This window comes from Pseudomonas sp. NPDC087615, from assembly GCF_044743445.1.
In the GTDB taxonomy this organism is placed as follows: Bacteria; Pseudomonadota; Gammaproteobacteria; order Pseudomonadales; family Pseudomonadaceae; genus Aquipseudomonas; species Aquipseudomonas baetica_A.
Genome location: NZ_JBIUWM010000027.1, coordinates 51,854 through 69,647, shown reverse-complemented (window position 1 = coordinate 69,647; position 17,794 = coordinate 51,854). Strand labels below are relative to the sequence as shown.

Genomic DNA, 17,794 nt, shown 5'->3' with positions numbered 1-17,794 from the left:
TCAAGGCATGGGAGAAGGGCAGACCTTACGCCTGCCCCCGGAGTTTCTGATTATCGATAAGTGATACCGGGTTTCGCTGTGCTGACTCGCGTACCCGCATTGCCCTGGACAATCGCTTCGATGTCCGCCAGCGAGCCGATCACGGCGACCTTGCCAGTATGGCGGGCGAATTCGCAGGCTGCCTGTACCTTCGGCCCCATGGAGCCGGCGGCAAACCCGAGGCGCTCCAGTTCGTCCGGATGCGCTTGGGCGATGGCTTTCTGGCTGGGTTTGCCGAAGTCGATGAACGTGGCATTGACGTCGGTGGCGATCACCAGCAAATCCGCGTCCAGTTGTTCGGCCAACAGCGAGGAGCATAGATCCTTGTCGATCACCGCCTCGATGCCCTTGAGTTTGCGGTGTTCGTCGTACAGGGTCGGGATGCCGCCGCCACCGGCGCAGATCACGATGCTGCCCTTGTCCAGCAGCCACTTGATCGGGCGGATCTCGAAGATGCGTTTGGGCCGAGGACTGGCCACCACACGGCGGTATTTATCGCCGTCCGGCGCAATCGCCCAGCCTTTTTCAGCGGCGAGTTTTTCCGCTTCAGCCTTGTCGTAAACCGGGCCGATGGGTTTGCTCGGGTTCTGGAACGCCGGGTCGTTGGCGTCGACTTCGACTTGGGTCAGCAGGGTGGCGAACGGCACTTCGAAGTCCAGCAGATTGCCGAGCTCCTGTTCGATGATGTAGCCGATCATGCCTTCGGTTTCGGCACCGAGCACGTCCAGCGGGTACGGGCTGACGGAGGTATAGGCCGCCGCTTGCAACGACAGCAGGCCGACTTGCGGGCCATTGCCGTGGGCGATGACCAGTTGATTGCCGGGATGGATCCTGGCGATTTGTTCGGTGGCGACGCGGATGTTGGCGCGCTGATTGTCAGCGGTCATCGGCTCACCACGGCGAAGCAGGGCGTTACCGCCCAACGCTACGACGATACGCATGGTGCAGTCCTTCTAAAACAGAGGAATGGCAAACGACTCGATCTTGCTGTCGGAACCGGGCCCTTGTGGGAGGGGGATTGCTCCCGAAGGCGGTGTGTCAGGCTCCATCAATGTCACCTGATATCGCCCCTTCGCGAGCAAGCCCGCTCCCACATTTACAGCCGGTTTTTTCAGTGAGAGCGGGTCGGGTCTTAGAGATCAGCCAGCGTCGACACCAGAATCGCTTTGATGGTGTGCATGCGGTTTTCCGCTTGCTCGAAGGCGATGTTGGCCGGCGATTCGAAGACGTCTTCGGTCACTTCAACGCCATTGGCCAGGTGCGGATAGCGCGCGGCGATGTCTTTACCGACCTTGGTTTCGCTGTTGTGAAACGCCGGCAGGCAGTGCATGAATTTCACGCGCGGGTTGCCGGAGGCTTTCATCATTTGGGGGTTGACCTGGTACGGCAGCAGTTGCTCGATGCGCTCGTCCCAGGCGTCCACCGGCTCACCCATCGACACCCAGATGTCGGTGTGGATGAAGTCGACGCCCTTGACCGCTTCTTTCGGGTCTTCGGTGATGGTGATGCGTGCGCCGCTTTCTTCGGCGAACGCCATGCACTGGGCGATGAAGTCAGCGTGCGGCCACAGCGCTTTCGGCGCGGCGATGCGCACGTCCATGCCAAGCTTGGCGCCGATCATCAACAGCGAATTACCCATGTTGTAGCGGGCGTCGCCGAGGTAGGCGTAACTGATGTCGTGCATCGGCTTGTCGCTGTGTTCGCGCATGGTCAGCGCGTCGGCGATCATTTGCGTCGGGTGGAATTCAGCGGTCAAACCATTGAACACCGGCACTCCGGCAAACTTGGCCAGCTCTTCGACGATTTCCTGCTCAAAGCCACGGTATTCGATGGCGTCGAACATCCGACCGAGAACACGTGCGGTGTCTTTCATGCTCTCTTTGTGGCCGATCTGCGACGACACCGGATCGATGTAGGTGACGTGGGCACCCTGGTCGTGGGCCGCGACTTCGAATGCGCAGCGGGTGCGGGTCGAGGTTTTTTCGAAGATCAGCGCGATGTTCTTGCCTTGCAGGTGTGGACGCTCGGTGCCGGTGTACTTGGCACGTTTGAGGTCGCGGGACAGGTCGATCAGGTAGTTGATCTCGCGAGTGGTGTGGTGCATCAAACTCAGCAAGCTGCGGTTGCGCATATTAAAAGCCATGATGGATCTCCTTGCCCGACACTGTGAAAGCGACTGCAGGCTGTGCGCCTTCGCCTTGTCTTTCCTGCGCTCGCTACGCGTTCACAGCGTCGGGTCGTCATTAGTCAAAAAATTAATAGTCGATCGGGTCGCGGATGATCGGGCAGGTCATGCAGTGGCCGCCGCCACGACCACGGCCCAGTTCCCCGGCGCTGATGGTGATGACCTCAACGCCCGCCTTGCGCAGCAGGGTGTTGGTGTAGGTGTTGCGGTCGTAGCCGATGACCACGCCCGGTTCCACCGCTACCACGTTGTTGCCGTCATCCCATTGCTCGCGTTCGGCGGCGAAGCTGTTGCCACCGGTTTCCACTACGCGCAGCGCTTTGAGGTTGAGGGCTTTGGCCACGGTGTCGAGGAAGCTCGATTCTTCGCGGCGGATATCGATGCCGCCCTGTTTGCTTTCGTCAGGGCGCAGAGTGAACGCCACGATCTGGTTGACCACTTCCGGGAATATCGTCACCAGGTCGCGGTCGCAGAAGCTGAACACGGTGTCCAGGTGCATCGCTGCGCGGGACTTCGGCAGGCCGGCCACGATGACTTTCTCCACGGCTTTGTTTTTGAACAGGTTCAGCGCCAGTTGGCCGATTGCTTGGCGCGATGAGCGCTCACCCATGCCGATCAGGACGACGCCGTTACCGATCGGCATGACGTCGCCGCCTTCCAGGGTGGCGCTGCCGTGATCCTTGTCCGGGTCGCCGTACCAGATCTCGAAATCGGCGTTGGTGAATTGCGGGTGGAATTTGTAGATGGCGGTGGCCAGCAGGGTTTCCTGACGACGCGCCGGCCAGTACATCGGGTTCAGCGTCACGCCGCCGTAGATCCAGCACGTGGTGTCGCGGGTGAACTGGGTGTTGGGCAGCGGCGGCAGAATGAAGCTGGAGTGGCCGAGGAAGTCGCGGAACATCTGAATGGTCTTGCCACCGAAGCTGTCCGGCAGGTCATCAGCGGAGACGCCGCCGATCAGGTATTGGGCAATGTGCCGTGGTTCGAGGCTGCGCAGCCAGGACTTCACTTCGCTGATCAGGCCCAGGCCCACCGAATCGGCGGTGACCTTGCGATCGAGAATCCAGTCCAGTGCCTCAGGGATGGCGACGATATCGGTCAGCAGGTTGTGCATTTCCAGTACGTCGATCTCGCGTTCACGCATCTTGGTGACGAAGTCGAAGTGGTCGCGTTTGGCCTGGGCGACCCACAGCACGTCGTCGAACAGCAGTTCATCGCAGTTGTTCGGGGTCAGCCGCTGATGGGCCAGACCTGGGGAGCAAACCATGACTTTGCGCAGTTTGCCGGCTTCGGAATGGACGCCGTACTTAACTTTTTCCGTGGTCATTTCAGTGATCCTCCAGATAACAAATCAATCAGGTGCTACAGAGTCAGGAAGCCGTCATACAAGCCGTAGGCTGCCACCAGGGCACCGACGACCACAGCGGCGAAAATCAGCTTCTCGACGTTCGTGAAAACAGGTTGTTTGAGTTCCAGTTTGGCCTTGGCGAACAGGATCGCGCCCGGGGCGTAGAGCAGGGCCGAGAGCAGCAGGTACTTGATCCCGCCGGCATACAGCAGCCAGACCGCATAGATCACGGCGATCGCGCCGATGATCAGATCCTTGCGCCGTTCGGCGGCGAAGCCTTGGTAGGTTTCGCCGCGCACCGCCAGCAGCAGGGCATACGCCGCCGACCACAGGTAGGGCACCAGAATCATCGACGTGGCGAGGTAGATCAGCGACAGGTAAGTGCTGGCCGAGAACAGGGTGATGATCAGGAAAACCTGCACCATCGCGTTGGTCAGCCACAAGGCGTTGACCGGGACGTGGTTGGCGTTCTCCTTGCGCAGGAACGCCGGCATGGTGTGGTCTTTGGCGGCGGCGAACATGATCTCTGCGCACAGCAGCACCCACGACAGCAGCGCCCCCAGCAGCGAGATGATCAGACCGACGCTGATCAGCACTGCACCCCAGTGACCGACCACATGTTCAAGCACGGCGGCCATCGACGGGTTCTGCAGTTTGGCCAGTTCCGGCTGAGTCATGATGCCCAGCGACAGCACGTTCACCAGCACCAGAAACAGCAGCACGGTGATGAAGCCGATCACGGTGGCCTTACCGACGTCGGAACGTTTTTCCGCCCGTGCCGAGAAGATGCTCGCGCCTTCGATGCCGATGAACACCCACACGGTGACCAGCATCATGTTGCGCACCTGGTTCATCACGCTGCCCAGATCAGGGTTTTTCACGCCCCAAATGTCAGCGGTGAAGATGTCCAGTTTGAACGCGAAGACGGCGATCAATACAAACAGCAGCAGTGGCACCACCTTGGCGACGGTGGTCACCAGGTTGATGAACGCCGCTTCCTTGATCCCGCGCAGCACCAGAAAGTGCACCGCCCACAGCAGCACGGACGCGCCGATCACCGCGGCGACGGTATTCCCCTCGCCGAACACCGGAAAAAAGTACCCGAGCGTGCTGAACAGCAAAACAAAGTAGCCGACGTTACCCAGCCAAGCGCTGATCCAGTAACCCCAGGCCGACGAGAACCCCATGTAATCACCGAATCCGGCCTTGGCGTAGGCGTACACGCCACCGTCCAGGTCAGGCTTGCGATTGGCGAGGGTTTGGAAAACAAAAGCGAGGGTGAGCATGCCGACAGCGGTAATGGCCCAACCGATCAGCACGGCACCGACGTCGGCGCTGGCGGCCATGTTTTGTGGCAAAGAGAATATCCCGCCACCGATCATTGATCCGACTACCAAGGCAACCAGTGCGCCTAATCGTAGTTTTCCGGGAGTTTCAGACATTGCATGACTCCATTGCAGGAGAGAAGAGATCACAGCGTACTTCTGTTATCTGTTCAAACAGCTGACGTGGATCAGTTGATGGTCACATTTCATTGTTAATGAATGACTTATGAAATGACTGATGGCATAAAGCTTTCGCCGGAAAGTCCCGTTTCAGAGGCTTTCGCTCAATATGATTGGGAATGGCCCCTTTTCCTTTGGAACTATCAAGCTAGTTCTTTTTCAGGGTTTGGCAAATATCGGCCTCTGTTTTCAGTACAGAATAAAATAATCAGGACCCGCGCGAAGAAAGTGCCTGTCCGTTTTTGGCGTTAGCGTTATTGGCTATTTATAAAAGGCGTTAATCGGTGTTATTCAATAAACGTAATTACGCTTTATCCGTTTAGTTAAATAGTGACTATGTGATAAATGAGCGGCCACCGTCGACCCGGGAAAAGGAAGATTGAAATGTCGCAACCGACGCAAAAGCTGCAACTGGGTGCGTTGATCGCCCTGGTGGTGGGTTCGATGATTGGCGGGGGAATTTTTTCCCTGCCGCAGAACATGGCGGCGCACGCCGATGCCGGGGCAATTCTGATCGGATGGGGGATCACCGCGATCGGCATGTTGACCCTGGCGTTCGTGTTCCAGACCCTGGCCAATCGCAAGCCCGAACTGGACTCAGGTGTTTATGCCTATGCCAAGGCCGGATTTGGCGACTACATGGGGTTTTCCTCGGCATGGGGTTACTGGATCAGTGCGTGGCTGGGCAACGTCGGTTATTTCGTTCTGCTGTTCAGCACCCTCGGCTACTTCTTTCCGGTGTTCGGCCAAGGCAACACGCCCATCGCTATCGGCTGCGCGTCGGTGCTGCTGTGGGCCGTGCATTTTCTGGTGCTGCGCGGGATCAAGGAGGCGACGTTCATCAATCAGGTGACCACGGTGGCCAAGATTGTGCCGCTGATCATGTTCATCGTCATCGCCGCCCTGGCGTTCAAGGCTGACATCTTCACCCGTGATATCTGGGGCCACAGCAACCCGAGTTTTGGTGGGGTGATGGATCAGGTGCGCAACATGATGCTGGTGACGGTGTTCGTGTTCATCGGCATCGAGGGCGCCAGCGTGTACTCGGCGCGGGCGCAGAAACGCAGTGACGTTGGCCGTGCCACGGTGATCGGTTTCATCGGTGTGCTGGCGCTGTTGGTGCTGGTCAACGTGTTGTCACTGGGGATCATGAGCCAGCCGGAACTGGCGACCCTGCAGAACCCGTCACTGGCGGCGGTGCTGGAACACATCGTCGGGCCGTGGGGCGCGTTGCTGATCAGCATTGGCCTGGCGGTCTCGTTGCTTGGCGCATTGCTGTCGTGGGCGTTGCTCTGTGCCGAAATTCTTTTCGCCACGGCCCGGGACAAGACCATGCCGGCGTTCCTGAAAAAGGAAAACGCCAACCATGTACCGGTCAATGCGTTGTGGCTGACCAACGTGATGATCCAGATTTTTCTGTTGATCACGTTGTTTTCGGCCGGCACTTACACCCGTCTGATTTATCTGGCGTCGTCGATGATTCTGGTGCCGTACCTGTGGTCGGCCGCCTACGCCGTGCTGTTGAGCGGACGCGGCGAAACCTACGAACACGCCTCGGCCGAGCGCACCAAGGACCTGCTGATCGGCGGCATCGCCCTGTGTTATGCGGTGTGGTTGTTGTACGCCGGCGGGGTGAAATATCTGCTGCTGTCGGCGCTGTTGTATGCGCCGGGGGTGATCCTGTTTGCCAAGGCCAAGCATGAACAGGGCGAGCCGCTGTTCACCCCTGTCGAGAAGGGGATTTTCACCTGCGTGATCATTGGCGCGGGGCTAGCGGCTTACGGTTTGTACAGCGGGGTGCTGTCGTTGTGAGGTTGACGAGCCGCACGGATTGACCCTGAATCGCAGGTGTCGGTGCGGCCGTCTTCGCGAGCAAGCCCGCTCCGACATTCAGTCGCGTTCCGTCAGAAGAAACTCGGTCAAATGTGGGCGCGGGCTTGCTCGCGAAGGGGCCCGAAAGCTCATCACCACTGCGCTTGATGCGACCCCAGTTCGGTGGCCGGCAACGCCCACTGCAGCGGCGTCCCGCTGATCTTTACCGGCACTTGCACGCGATGCGCCGGCCCCCACGGGGTCTGTTCAACGAGCAGGCCCTTATCCTGATCATCTTCGGCGCGTAGCGCTTCATCGGTGCCCCGTCCATGCTCGATCAACAGCTTCGCCGTGCGCGCCAGCGACAACCGTGCCGATCCACTTCGACCGCTGTGCAAGCGTTCGGTGAGCAAAGTGATCGCACTCGCCGCCATCAGATACCCGGTGGCGTGATCCAGCGCCTGCACCGGTAAAGGTGTCGGTTTGTCTGCGTGCTGCCAGCGCTGTCCGGCCTCGGCGATGCCGCTGCTCATTTGCACCAGGCTGTCAAAGCCGCGGCGGTTGTGCCACGGGCCGCTCCAGCCATAGGCATTGAGGCCGACGTCGATCAACCCCGGCGCCAGTTGCCGCCGCCGCTCAACGCCAAAACCAAGGTTCTCCAGCGCATCGGCGCGGTAGCCGTGCAACAGAATGTCGGCGTCCTGCAATAACGTCTCGAACACCGCACGATCCACCGGCACCTTTAGATCCAGACGCGCGCAGCGCTTGCCGAGCGTCACCTCCGGCACCACGCCGGGTTCGCCCCAGGTGGGCGGATCAATACGCAGTACATCGGCGCCGAGACCGGCGAGAAAACGGCTGGCGGTCGGGCCGGCGAGTACGCGGGTCAGGTCCAGAACCTTGATCCCGGCCAACGGTTGCGCCACCGAGCCCTGCCAGGTTTTGCCGCATGGGTGCTGATCGCAGATGAAATGGACGAGCGGCTCGGCATTCACCGCCAACCCTTGCGGATGCTGTTGCCACTGCGCCCAGTTGCGCATCTGCGCGGCACAGCCCTTGGCGTCAACGACTGCTTGCTCCAGATCCTGGCTGGTCCATTGCGCGACTTTTGCAGCCATCGCTGCACGATCGGCACAGATACCCAGCACGTTTTCAGCGGCAGCACGATGATGCGGGGCGTTGGTGTGCAGGCGAATCCAGCCGTCCTGGGTGGCGTAGTCACCGGCGACGGGGTCCCACAGCGGCGGCACTTGCCAGCCAATCGGGCGCAGCGAGGTGGCGAACCAGAACGAGGCTAATCGGCGGTCGACTTCAACGGCCGGCAAACGGCCCGTCTGTTGTTTGAGCAATTCGCCGATGGCTTGTCCGGCAACGGCAATGCTGGCGCAGGCCAGGTCGGTCACGGCGAACGCCGAGGGCAGGGCGCCACTGGCGGTGAACGCAATCGGCGTGTGCGGCAAGCCGAGTGCGGCTTGAATGGACGTGAGTAAATCAGTCATCAAAGGCCCTCCGGAGCGAGAGGGCGATGATAGTGCAAAACGTTGTCTGGTCAGATGAAAGTGCTGACGGATGAACGCTGACCCTGTGAGAGCGGGCTTGCTCGCGAAAGCGGTCTATCAGTCAACGATGATGTTGAATGTGCCGACGCCTTCGCGGGCCAGCCCGCTCCCACAGCGGGCAGTGCTGATTTTCAGACGCGGAACTGATCCATCAACTTCATCTGCTGACTGGCCAGGGCATTGAGCTGGCTGCTGATTGCCGCCGATTCAGTGGCTTGCTCGGTCAAGGTTTCAGTCACCGTACGGATCGCCGAGACGTTGCGATTGACCTCTTCGGCCACGGCGCTTTGCTGTTCGGCGGCGCTGGCGATTTGCAGGTTCATGTCGCTGATCACGGTCACCGCATCGCTGATCTTGCCCAGTGCATCCACAGCCTGACGAATCTGCCCAGCGTTGTTGTGCGCCTGGGTCTGGCTTGAGTGCATGGTCGCGACCACGCCACGGGTGCCGGTCTGGATACGTTCGATGACCACGCGAATTTCTTCCACCGAGTCCTGGGTACGTTTGGCCAGGTTGCGCACCTCGTCTGCCACCACCGCAAAGCCGCGACCGCTCTCACCGGCGCGGGCCGCTTCGATGGCCGCGTTGAGGGCCAGCAGGTTGGTCTGTTCGGCGATGCTGCGGATCACTTCCAGCACCGAGCCGATCTGCTCGCTGTTGACCGCCAGCTCCTCGACTTCGGTCACCGCTTTGCTGACTTCGTCGGCCAGTTGGCTGATATCGCGGGTGCTGCGTTCGATGATCGACATACCTTCCTTCGCCGACTGGTCGGCTCCTTTCGCAGCATTGGCCGCGTTCGAGGCACTGTTGGCAACATCGTGGGCGGTGGCGCTCATTTCGTTGGACGCGGTGGCGACCTGGTCGATTTCGCGGAACTGCACCTGCATGCCTTCACTGGTCTGGCGGGCAATTTCCGAGGACTGATCAGCGGTGCCACGGGCTTCGGTGATGCTCTGCTTGATCTGGGCGATGGTCGGTTGCAGTTTGTCGAGGAAACGGTTGAACCAGTTCACCAGCTCGCCCAGTTCATCCTTCTTGGTGTAGTCCAGACGTTGAGTCAGATCGCCTTCGCCGCTGGCAATGTTTTTCAGCATCTGGGCGACGCTGTTGATCGGGCGGGTAACGCCCGAAGCGGTGAGCCAGATCAGCAGCAGGCCGATTACGCCGGCCACCACCGCCACTAACAGCGCTGTGATCATGCCGGTTGTGTGCGCCTCATCCAGCACTGCTTGCAGCTTGACCGCGTCGGCCAGCAACACTTGTTTCGGCAGGTCAATGACCACGCCCCAGGCCCGGGAGTTGCCGATCGGATCGACCGGATACACCGCACGGATCAGGTCGCCCTGTTCGAGAATTTTCGGTGTGCCGCTGCCGATCAGTTGCAGCACGTCCTTGCCATCGGCACCGAGGGTGTCGGTGATCGTCTTGCCGACCTTGGTGGCGTCGGCACTGTCGGCCCCCAGCACACCGCTGCCCGAGACGATCAACATGTGCCCGGCGTTGTTGAACAAGTCACGCTGGGAGTCCACTGCGGCGGCCTGCAGGGCGTTGAGGGCGATGTCGACGCCAACCACGCCGATGGCTTTGCCGTCGACGATCAAGGGCACGGAAATGGTCGTCATGAGCATTTCCTTGCCGCCGACAGTATCGGCATACGGGTCGAGCAGGCAGGTTCGCTTGTTGTCGCGAGGGCAGGTGTACCAACTGTTGTACGGCGTACCGCTGACACTCAACGTGGTTTTGGTCATGTCTTCTTCGACCATGACCGTGTTCAGCGCCGAGCCGGCGGCGCGGCTCCAGTAACTGGCAAAACGTCCGGCTTCGTTGGATTGACGGGCGGCGTCATTGGCGAACTCGCTGTCCTTGCCGTCCAGCGCGTTGGGTTCGAATGCCAGCCAGATGCCGAGCACTTTGTCGTTGCGCTCGAAGGCTGTTTTCAGGCTCTGGTTCAACTCTTCACGCAGCGCGCCAGCCTCCAGCGAACGCTTGGCGGCCATCACGCGCATGTCCTTGATCTGGTCGGCCAGCGCCGTGATCACGGTCAGACTTTCGCCGAAGGTTTTCTGCACCCGCACCGCTTGCTCGGCGGCTTTGGCTTGCAGCAGATTCTCTACGCTGGCGGTGAGCATCTTGCTGCTGGAGTGGCTGACCAGTTTGTCGTTCTGGTTGGTCTGGTAGATGTTCATGCCGACGATCAGCGCGACCACACCGAGCAGGCACAAACCAGAGAGCAGGACAATTTTCAGGCGAATGGAAAGAGAGTCGAACATGGGCGTTCTCGCGAATGAATGAGCGGTTGGCCACGTCGGGAGTGACCCTGTTCGCCAAATCCATTCAGCGCCATTCAATGCACATCGGCGTGAGGCGGGGGCGCATGAGGGCAGTGCCGACGAACGGTCGTCGTTAAACGTTTGCGCAGGAGAATGTGTCGAAAAAAGGCTTGATTACAGGGAAGTTTCAGCGTGGTGACGGGGTGGTTTCCGGTCGCGACCAGATCCACAGGTTGCCCAGGCTCATCCCGGCAATTGCCAGATAGACCGGCCAGCCGTGATCGAGCAGCACCAGCATCAACGTCGCACACAGCAGCATGCTGATCGTGGCGCTGACCTTGGCCTTGCGCGCAATGATCTTGCCGTTGCGCCAGTTGCTCAGGATCGGTCCGAACAGCCGATGGTTTTCCAGCCAGGCACTCAGACGCGGCGAACTGCGGGTCGCTGCCCAGGCCGCGAGCAGGATGAACTCGGTGGTCGGCAGGCCGGGCACGACGATGGCGATCAGGCCGATGCCGAGGCTGATATAGGCCAAGAGGCCGAACAGCAGGCGGGCGAGTTTGGAGGAGGCGGGTTGCGGCATGGGCTCAGCGCGTGGTTTATGAAGCTGGATCGGGATCTTACAGGCTTATGCAATTCCCTGTGGGAGCGGGCTTGCTCGCGAAGGCGCAGTGTCAGCCACCCCATTCTTTGAATGTCAGACCGCATTCGCGAGCAAGCCCGCTCTCAGAAGGGAAGTGTCAGGCCATTTCTGCTTCAGTCGCATAAGCTCGTTCCAGCAGCACGGTGAAGCGGTTAAAGGCGTCGATTGCGCCTTGCTCAACGTCGGCCTCTTCCTCAGCGGTGAACACCAATGAGTCTAGGGTTTTGACGAAACGCTTCCAGCCTTCGGCGCGTCCACCTTGCGGTTCACCCAAGTGACGGGCACCAAAGGTTTCGCTCAATTCCAGCGCCACGGCGCGTTTGATCAAAAACGCCGCGCCGAGTTTGGAACCTTCGGAGACGAAGAGCCAGCCCAGGGCGCGGGCCTTGCTCGGATTTTTCAGCGCGCGGGCCACTGGGGCCGGCACGTCGGTGTGCAGATCCGCCAGGTCAGCCTTGGCCGCTTCGGCGCGGCACCGGGCTGGCAAGTCAGCAATGATCGCGGTCAGTTCGGCATCGTTGTACAGCTCAACCAGTTCCGACTGGAACAGGTACTGCGCAACGACAAACCGGGCGAAGTTGGCGCGGGTTTCGAACGGTGCGTGGGCTTTGACCAGCGCGTCGAGCTTGGTGTGCGGCGCGTGAGTGATCTGGTTCAGGCGTTGCGAACGCAGGGCTTTTCCCGTAGGGGTCATGGGGTGTCCTTGATAGAAGAGGCGCTTGATAACGAGACGAACGGGCCAGTGCCTGAGCGTAAAAAAAGTCACGGCGCGGTTCATGAACACACGCCGTGAGGTCGGCCGGGTCAGATGTCCCAGATCAGATTGATCGCGAAGTTGCGGCCCGGTTGGGTCAGTCGATCAAGGTTGGCCGGTTGCGTCACCGAGGCTTCGCCGACGCTGTCGTAACCGCGCACGTCATCCCACAGCCAGTATTGCTTGTCGGTCAGGTTGTAAATGCCGCCGCTGACGGTGACGTCGTCGGTGATTTTGTAGTGCCCGGCGAGATCCAGAATGCCGAAGCCCGGCGACTTGAACTGGCTGCTGACGCCATCCGGCGATTTGAAGTTGCTGTCGTCGACACGATCTTTTTTCTTCACCACGGTCCAGCTCAGCAGGGCGCCGTAGTGGTCCTGGTCATAACCCAGACCGAGCACGCCGGTCAGCGGGTTGACGCTGTTGAGCGGTTCGCCGTTGTCGTTGTTGCGACCGTAGGCGTAGGCAATCGAGCCCTGGGTGTACAGGCCTTGTGGCGCACCGAAAGCATCCAGGTTCAGACGACCTTTGACTTCCGCCCCCTTGATGGTCGCGTGCTTGATGTTGTTGCTCTGGAAGGTCAACGCGTCGTCGCCCGGCTTGACCGCGTCTTCATTAATGAAGTCGCGGTACTTGTTGTAGAACACCGCCACGTCGAACGAGCCGGATTCGAAATGGCCGCGCAGACCGGTTTCATAGCTTTTGCTTTTTTCCGGCTCAAGGCCCGGATTCGGCGCCACGGTGTAACCGGTGGTGTTGTTCTCGAAGCGACCGTACAGCGCTTTCGCGGTGGGCGTGCGCAAGCCCTCGGCGTACTGACCGTACCAGGTGTAGTGCTCGTTAAAGGCGTAGGTCAGGCCGAATTTGGGCGAGACCTTATGCCAGGTCTTGTTCTTGTCGCTGACCGTACCCTGGCGATCGGCGTTTACGGTATTGAGGAATTGCTCGGTGATGTGCGGCTTGAGTTCGGTGTAGTCGTAGCGCAGGCCCGGCAGGAAGGTCCAGTCGTTCCAGCTGATCTGATCCTGAGCAAACACGCTGTAGGTGTTGATGGTCGGGTCCGGGAAGTCGCTGGCCTTCTTCAATACGTCAGCGGCACTGGTCGCGCCGATTGCGCTGCAGCCACGCCCCACGGCCAGGCACTTGCCGTCGCCGCTGCGTGAGCCGGTGACTTTCTGTTGCTTGATGGTGGTGCCGTAGGTCAGGACGTGATCGGTCTCACCGATGGCGAAAGCCTTGTCCAGTTGCGCATCGAACACCCACTGTTTTTCCTCGTAGATCGTGTCGCGAGTACGCAGCACTTTGCGGGTCATCGGGTAGTAATACTCTTCGGTGCGCTGGTCAGTCTTGGCGATCTGGTGGTTCAGGCTCCACTTCACGTTGTCGGCCAGCAGGCTGTCGAGGGCGAAGCTGTGTTCGATACCGAAACGCTCGCGGGTGATCGTGTCGTTGCCGGTGCGCCACTGGTACATGCCGCCGGGCAGCATGTTGTTGGGGATGGTCGGGGCGCCGTTGAAGTACGGGCCGCCGTAGGCGCTTTTCTGATCGGTGTCGCGATCGTCCTTGTACTTTTCGTAGGTCAGGCCCAAGCGCGAATCTTCGTTGTAGTTCCAGCCGATCTTGGCCAGTACGTTGCTTGCCTTGACGTCTTCCGGGTTGGCGGCGGTGCGCTCAAGGCCTGTGCCGTGGTTGCTGCCGTAGGCATCGGTTTCATGGCCGTCACGCTGGCTGTAATGCAGCAAACCGTCGAACTGATCGGCACGGCCGGCGACGGTGGCGGACTTCAACCAGCTCTCATCGGCCGAGCTGTAACCGGTTTTAAGGCGGGCGCCGACGTCTTTGCCGGGCTTGATGATGTCGTCCGCATCGAGGGTGTAATAGCTGACCGCGCCGCCGATGGCGTTGCTGCCGTACAGCACCGAGGCCGGGCCACGGAGGATCTCGACGCGTTTGACGATTTCCGGGTCGACGTAGTTGCGTTGGGTCTTGGCGTACGGGCCGTTGAAGAACCCGTCCGGTACTTCGACACCGTCAACCTGAGTCAGGATGCGGTCGCCATCGATGCCGCGGATGTTGTAACCGCTGATGCCGCCTCGCTGGCCGGCGCCGCCGACGGAGACGCCCGGCTCATAGCGCACCAGATCCTTGAGGGTGTTGACGTTGTTGTGATCCAGTTCTTCACGGGTATGCACACTGACGGTGGCCGGCACGCTGTTGACCGATTGTTCCTGACGGGTGGCGCTGATGGTCACTTGATCCAGATTCAGTGCGCCGCTGTTACGGCGCATCTGCAGCACGACGTTGTTTTTGCTCAATGTGCGAACGCTCAGGTTGGTCCCCACCAACAGGCGCTCCAGGGCTGTTTCCGGCGGCAGCGAGCCACGCACGCCCGGTGACGACACGCCCTGAGCCAATTCTGCCGACAGGCCGACCTGCCAACCCGTGACGGCGGTGAAGGCATTCAGTGCCGACACCAGCGGTTGCTGGCCAATCGAGAACGAGTAATCACCCATGTTGCGTGTCGGTTGCTCGGTGGCAGCCATGAGCGGTGCGGTACCGGCCATGAGGATGGCAGCGGTCAGCAGCGACAACACGCGGGAAGAGGAAGCAGTCTGGCGGGTAAGGCGAGAGGACATCGATAGCGCTCCGTGTCGCACGAATCTTTATAGGTGCTGATTGGCGTCCGAAGATGCGAATCAATTGCATTGGCTATAACTAGACGAACGCGCTTTGGCTATCGAGTAAAAATAATTCTCATTTAGTTCAGGATCACCAGCGCCGGGAATTCCTGCAGGCGCGCCGAGGTGATGTGAGCGAGGGAACGCACCACGTCCAGTGGCTGATCGAGGCGGTAATTGCCAGTCACGGCGACATCAGCCAACTGCTCGTTGGTGTTGATGATCCAGCCCGGATAGTAGCGGCGCAGTTCGGCCAGCACCTGATTCAACGGGCAGTTCTCGAACACCAGTCGGCCTTGCACCCAGGCCAGATCGGTCGAGGCGTCAAGTTTGGCCGGGCGGTCGAAGCCGTTGGGGCCGATGCGAATACTTTCTCCGGCAGACAGACGCACCCGGGCATCGTTATGCGTAGCGCGCAAATCGACATCGCCGCGTTGCACGTTGACCTGCGCCACGCCGTCCAGATAACGCACCGCGAATGCGGTGTCATGCACGCTGGCCTTGACCGGGCCAGCGTCGATTTCCAGCGGTTGCTTGCGGTTGCCGGCAATCTCGAAAAACGCCTCGCCCTGGTACAACCGCGCGACGCGCAGTTGATCGTTGATGGTGCTGGAGAACGCCGAATTGGTGTTGAGCAGGACTTTCGAGCCGTCCTCCAGTTGCAGACGCTGACGCTCGCCGACCACGGTCAGGTGGTCAGCCTGGATGCGCAGCGGCACATTGCTGAAACTGAACAAACCGAGCAGCAATACCGCAGCGGTGGCCAGTGGTTTCCAGTGTGGACGCAGACGGCTGAGGACGCTGACTTTCGCAGGCGCCGCCGCCAGGGTTTGCGCGCACTGAGCGATTTGCGGGCCATCCCAGATCGCTTGGGCCTTGGCAAACGCCTCGGCATTCAACGGATCGGCCGCCAGCCAGGCATGAAATTGCCGGGTCTGTTCCTCGTCCGGGCTGCCTAGCACGATGAGCCAGTCCAGTGCCTGGTCCATTGCGTTTGCAGCGTCCCGCGCCGATTCCGGCGAAGGCGAGCGGTGGGTGTCCGTCACGGTGTTTCCTCGGCAGTGTCTGCGCACGGCTGTTTTTTTAGTGAAGCGTAAAAGTCGGGCAAGGGTAACAAAGCACAAAGCTTAGTGCAGTCGAACCTGGCGCTTACGGAAAGAGCCTACAGCCTCAGTCGCCATTCAAGCGTTCAGCGACGCCAATGCAGATGGTCATGATCAGTTTCAATTCTTTTTGCACGGTGCTTAAAGAGACATTCAGTTCGTCGGCGATTGCCTGATAGCTGTGCCCGTGCAGACGGCTGAGGATGAAAATCTGCTGCTGACGGGTGCTCAGTTGACTGAGACTCACGTTCAAGCGTTCGAGCAATTGTTCGGCGTGGGCGGCGTCTTCGGCGCTGCTGGCAGGGGCGGCGATGCTGTGCACGACGTCCTGCGGCACGTCATCGACCATGGTGCGTGAATGAATCTTGCGCGCACGCAGATGATCCAGCGCCAGATTGCGTGCGGTCTGGAAGACAAAGGGTTCGAGGTGGTCGATGGCCCGCTCGCTCAGCGCCCGCGTCACGCGCAGGTAGGTTTCCTGCAACAGGTCTTCAGCGGTGCTGTGATTGTTGACCATCCGTTCCAGCGTGCGCAGCAACGAAGTGCGCTGGGTGAGGAAGACATGGTTGAAGCGCGATTGACTCACGGGAGGACCTGATCCATTTGAGGCGAATGATAATGCTTATCATCCAGTCGAATGGTCAAGCCTTGATTTCAGATTGAAATCGCCAACCTGTGGGAGCGGGCTTGCTCGCGAAGGCGTCGTGTCAGGTGACTCATCTATTGATTGAACCACCGCTTTCGCGAGCAAGCCCGCTCCCACATGGGGAGTGCGGCTTACTCCGCGTTGCACAACGCCAGGCAGTTATCCAGCATGCGGTTGGAGAAGCCCCACTCGTTGTCATACCAGGCCAGCACCTTCAGCAGTTTGCCGCTGGATTTGGTGTGGTTGGCGTCGAAGATCGACGACAGCGGGTTGTGGTTGAAGTCGCTGGAAACCAGCGGCAAGGTGTTGTAGCCGAGAATTTTCGAGTGCTGGCTGGCAGCCTTGAGCAACGCGTTGACTTCCTCGGCGCTGGCTTCTTTCTTCAACTGCACGGTCAGGTCCACCAGCGACACATTGATCACCGGTACACGCACAGCCATGCCGGTCAGTTTGCCGGCCAGTTCCGGCAGCACCAGGCCCACCGCTTCAGCGGCGCCGGTTTTGCTCGGGATCATGTTCTGCGTGGCCGAGCGCGCGCGGTAAGGGTCGGTGTGATAGACGTCGGTCAGGTTCTGATCGTTGGTGTAGGCGTGAATAGTGGTCATCAGGCCGCTTTCGATCCCCAGTTCGCGGTGCAACACCTGCGCCACAGGCGCCAGGCAGTTGGTGGTGCACGAAGCGTTGGAGATGATCTGGTGCGACTGGCGCAAAATGTCGTGGTTGACACCATAAACCACGGTGGCGTCGGCGCCTTTGGCCGGGGCCGAGATGATGACTTTGCGCGCGCCGGCAGTAATATGCGCGGCGGCTTTGGCACGGTCGGTAAAGAGACCGGTGCATTCGAACACCACGTCAATTTTTTCCGCAGCCCATGGCAGTTCGGCCGGGTTGCGAATGGCACTGACGGCAATGCGGTCGCCGTTGACGGTCAGGCTTTCGTTGTCATGCGCCACTTCGGCGTCGAACGTGCCATGAACGGTGTCGTATTTGAGCAGATGCGCGTTGATCGAGCTGTCGCCCAGATCGTTGATGGCGACGATCTGCAAATCCTGTCGGTAGCCTTGGGTATACAGTGCGCGCAGGACATTACGGCCGATGCGGCCAAAACCATTGATTGCGATTCGAAGAGTCATGAAACAGCGCCGCCGTCGTTTTGTTGTTGGAATTACAAGATTATTCGCATAAAAATAGAAAACAAGCCTTTTTAGTGGCAATATTTTGTTTTATCTACAACGAGTGACCTGAATCAACT

At 59.9% G+C, this 17,794-nt stretch carries 12 protein-coding genes and 2 pseudogenes; 1 reads left to right on the top strand and 13 read right to left on the bottom strand.

What is annotated here, in order from left to right; all coding sequences use genetic code 11:
• Window positions 1-50: 50 nt before the first annotated feature.
• The 4 genes from arcC to arcD (ACIOU6_RS15340) all read right to left on the bottom strand — a co-directional run bounded on the left by arcC (window position 51) and on the right by arcD (ACIOU6_RS15340) (window position 5,014).
• A complete protein-coding gene (gene arcC, locus ACIOU6_RS15355) occupies window positions 51-980 on the bottom strand; it encodes a carbamate kinase (protein WP_401137567.1) in 930 nt (309 codons plus the stop codon).
• A gap of 191 nt (window positions 981-1,171) precedes the next feature.
• The gene (locus tag ACIOU6_RS15350) at window positions 1,172-2,182 is read right to left on the bottom strand and encodes an ornithine carbamoyltransferase (RefSeq protein ID WP_221730701.1); all 1,011 of its coding nucleotides are present in this window, start codon (window positions 2,180-2,182) and stop codon (window positions 1,172-1,174) included.
• A 112-nt stretch (window positions 2,183-2,294) separates the two neighbouring features.
• Window positions 2,295-3,551, bottom strand: a complete 1,257-nt coding sequence (arcA, locus tag ACIOU6_RS15345; RefSeq protein ID WP_401137563.1) for an arginine deiminase — start codon at window positions 3,549-3,551, stop codon at window positions 2,295-2,297.
• Between the two features lie 35 nt (window positions 3,552-3,586).
• Entirely contained in the window at window positions 3,587-5,014 is a 1,428-nt protein-coding gene (gene arcD, locus ACIOU6_RS15340; RefSeq protein ID WP_339495393.1) for an arginine-ornithine antiporter, read from the bottom strand.
• 447 nt (window positions 5,015-5,461) lie between these two features.
• Here arcD (ACIOU6_RS15340) and arcD (ACIOU6_RS15335) point away from each other — a divergent pair, with 447 nt between their 5' ends.
• Window positions 5,462-6,889 carry an arginine-ornithine antiporter gene (arcD, locus tag ACIOU6_RS15335; RefSeq protein WP_401137560.1) on the top strand — a complete coding sequence of 476 codons (1,428 nt, stop codon included), beginning with the start codon at window positions 5,462-5,464 and terminating at the stop codon, window positions 6,887-6,889.
• A 152-nt stretch (window positions 6,890-7,041) separates the two neighbouring features.
• Here arcD (ACIOU6_RS15335) and ACIOU6_RS15330 read toward each other — a convergent pair whose 3' ends face one another.
• The 9 genes and pseudogenes from ACIOU6_RS15330 to gap form a co-directional block, all read right to left on the bottom strand.
• A complete protein-coding gene (locus tag ACIOU6_RS15330; RefSeq protein ID WP_401137558.1) occupies window positions 7,042-8,388 on the bottom strand; it encodes a CoA transferase in 1,347 nt (448 codons plus the stop codon).
• 191 nt (window positions 8,389-8,579) lie between these two features.
• Window positions 8,580-9,110: pseudogene (locus ACIOU6_RS15325) on the bottom strand (methyl-accepting chemotaxis protein); the annotation flags it as partial.
• 375 nt (window positions 9,111-9,485) lie between these two features.
• A pseudogene (locus ACIOU6_RS15320) lies at window positions 9,486-10,445 on the bottom strand (chemotaxis protein); the annotation flags it as partial.
• Between the two features lie 460 nt (window positions 10,446-10,905).
• A complete protein-coding gene (locus tag ACIOU6_RS15315) occupies window positions 10,906-11,301 on the bottom strand; it encodes a YbaN family protein (protein WP_401137556.1) in 396 nt (131 codons plus the stop codon).
• A gap of 157 nt (window positions 11,302-11,458) precedes the next feature.
• Window positions 11,459-12,055, bottom strand: a complete 597-nt coding sequence (locus tag ACIOU6_RS15310; RefSeq protein WP_401137553.1) for a biliverdin-producing heme oxygenase — start codon at window positions 12,053-12,055, stop codon at window positions 11,459-11,461.
• 110 nt (window positions 12,056-12,165) lie between these two features.
• Complete coding sequence (locus tag ACIOU6_RS15305) at window positions 12,166-14,751, bottom strand: TonB-dependent receptor (RefSeq protein ID WP_401137550.1); 2,586 nt, start codon at window positions 14,749-14,751, stop codon at window positions 12,166-12,168.
• A gap of 122 nt (window positions 14,752-14,873) precedes the next feature.
• Window positions 14,874-15,839: a FecR family protein gene (locus tag ACIOU6_RS15300; protein WP_401137547.1), complete on the bottom strand. Its 966-nt coding sequence runs from the start codon at window positions 15,837-15,839 to the stop codon at window positions 14,874-14,876.
• 124 nt (window positions 15,840-15,963) lie between these two features.
• The gene (locus ACIOU6_RS15295; RefSeq protein ID WP_221730711.1) at window positions 15,964-16,482 is read right to left on the bottom strand and encodes an RNA polymerase sigma factor; all 519 of its coding nucleotides are present in this window, start codon (window positions 16,480-16,482) and stop codon (window positions 15,964-15,966) included.
• A gap of 191 nt (window positions 16,483-16,673) precedes the next feature.
• Entirely contained in the window at window positions 16,674-17,675 is a 1,002-nt protein-coding gene (gap, locus tag ACIOU6_RS15290) for a type I glyceraldehyde-3-phosphate dehydrogenase (protein ID WP_339430952.1), read from the bottom strand.
• Between the last annotated feature and the right edge of the window lie 119 nt (window positions 17,676-17,794).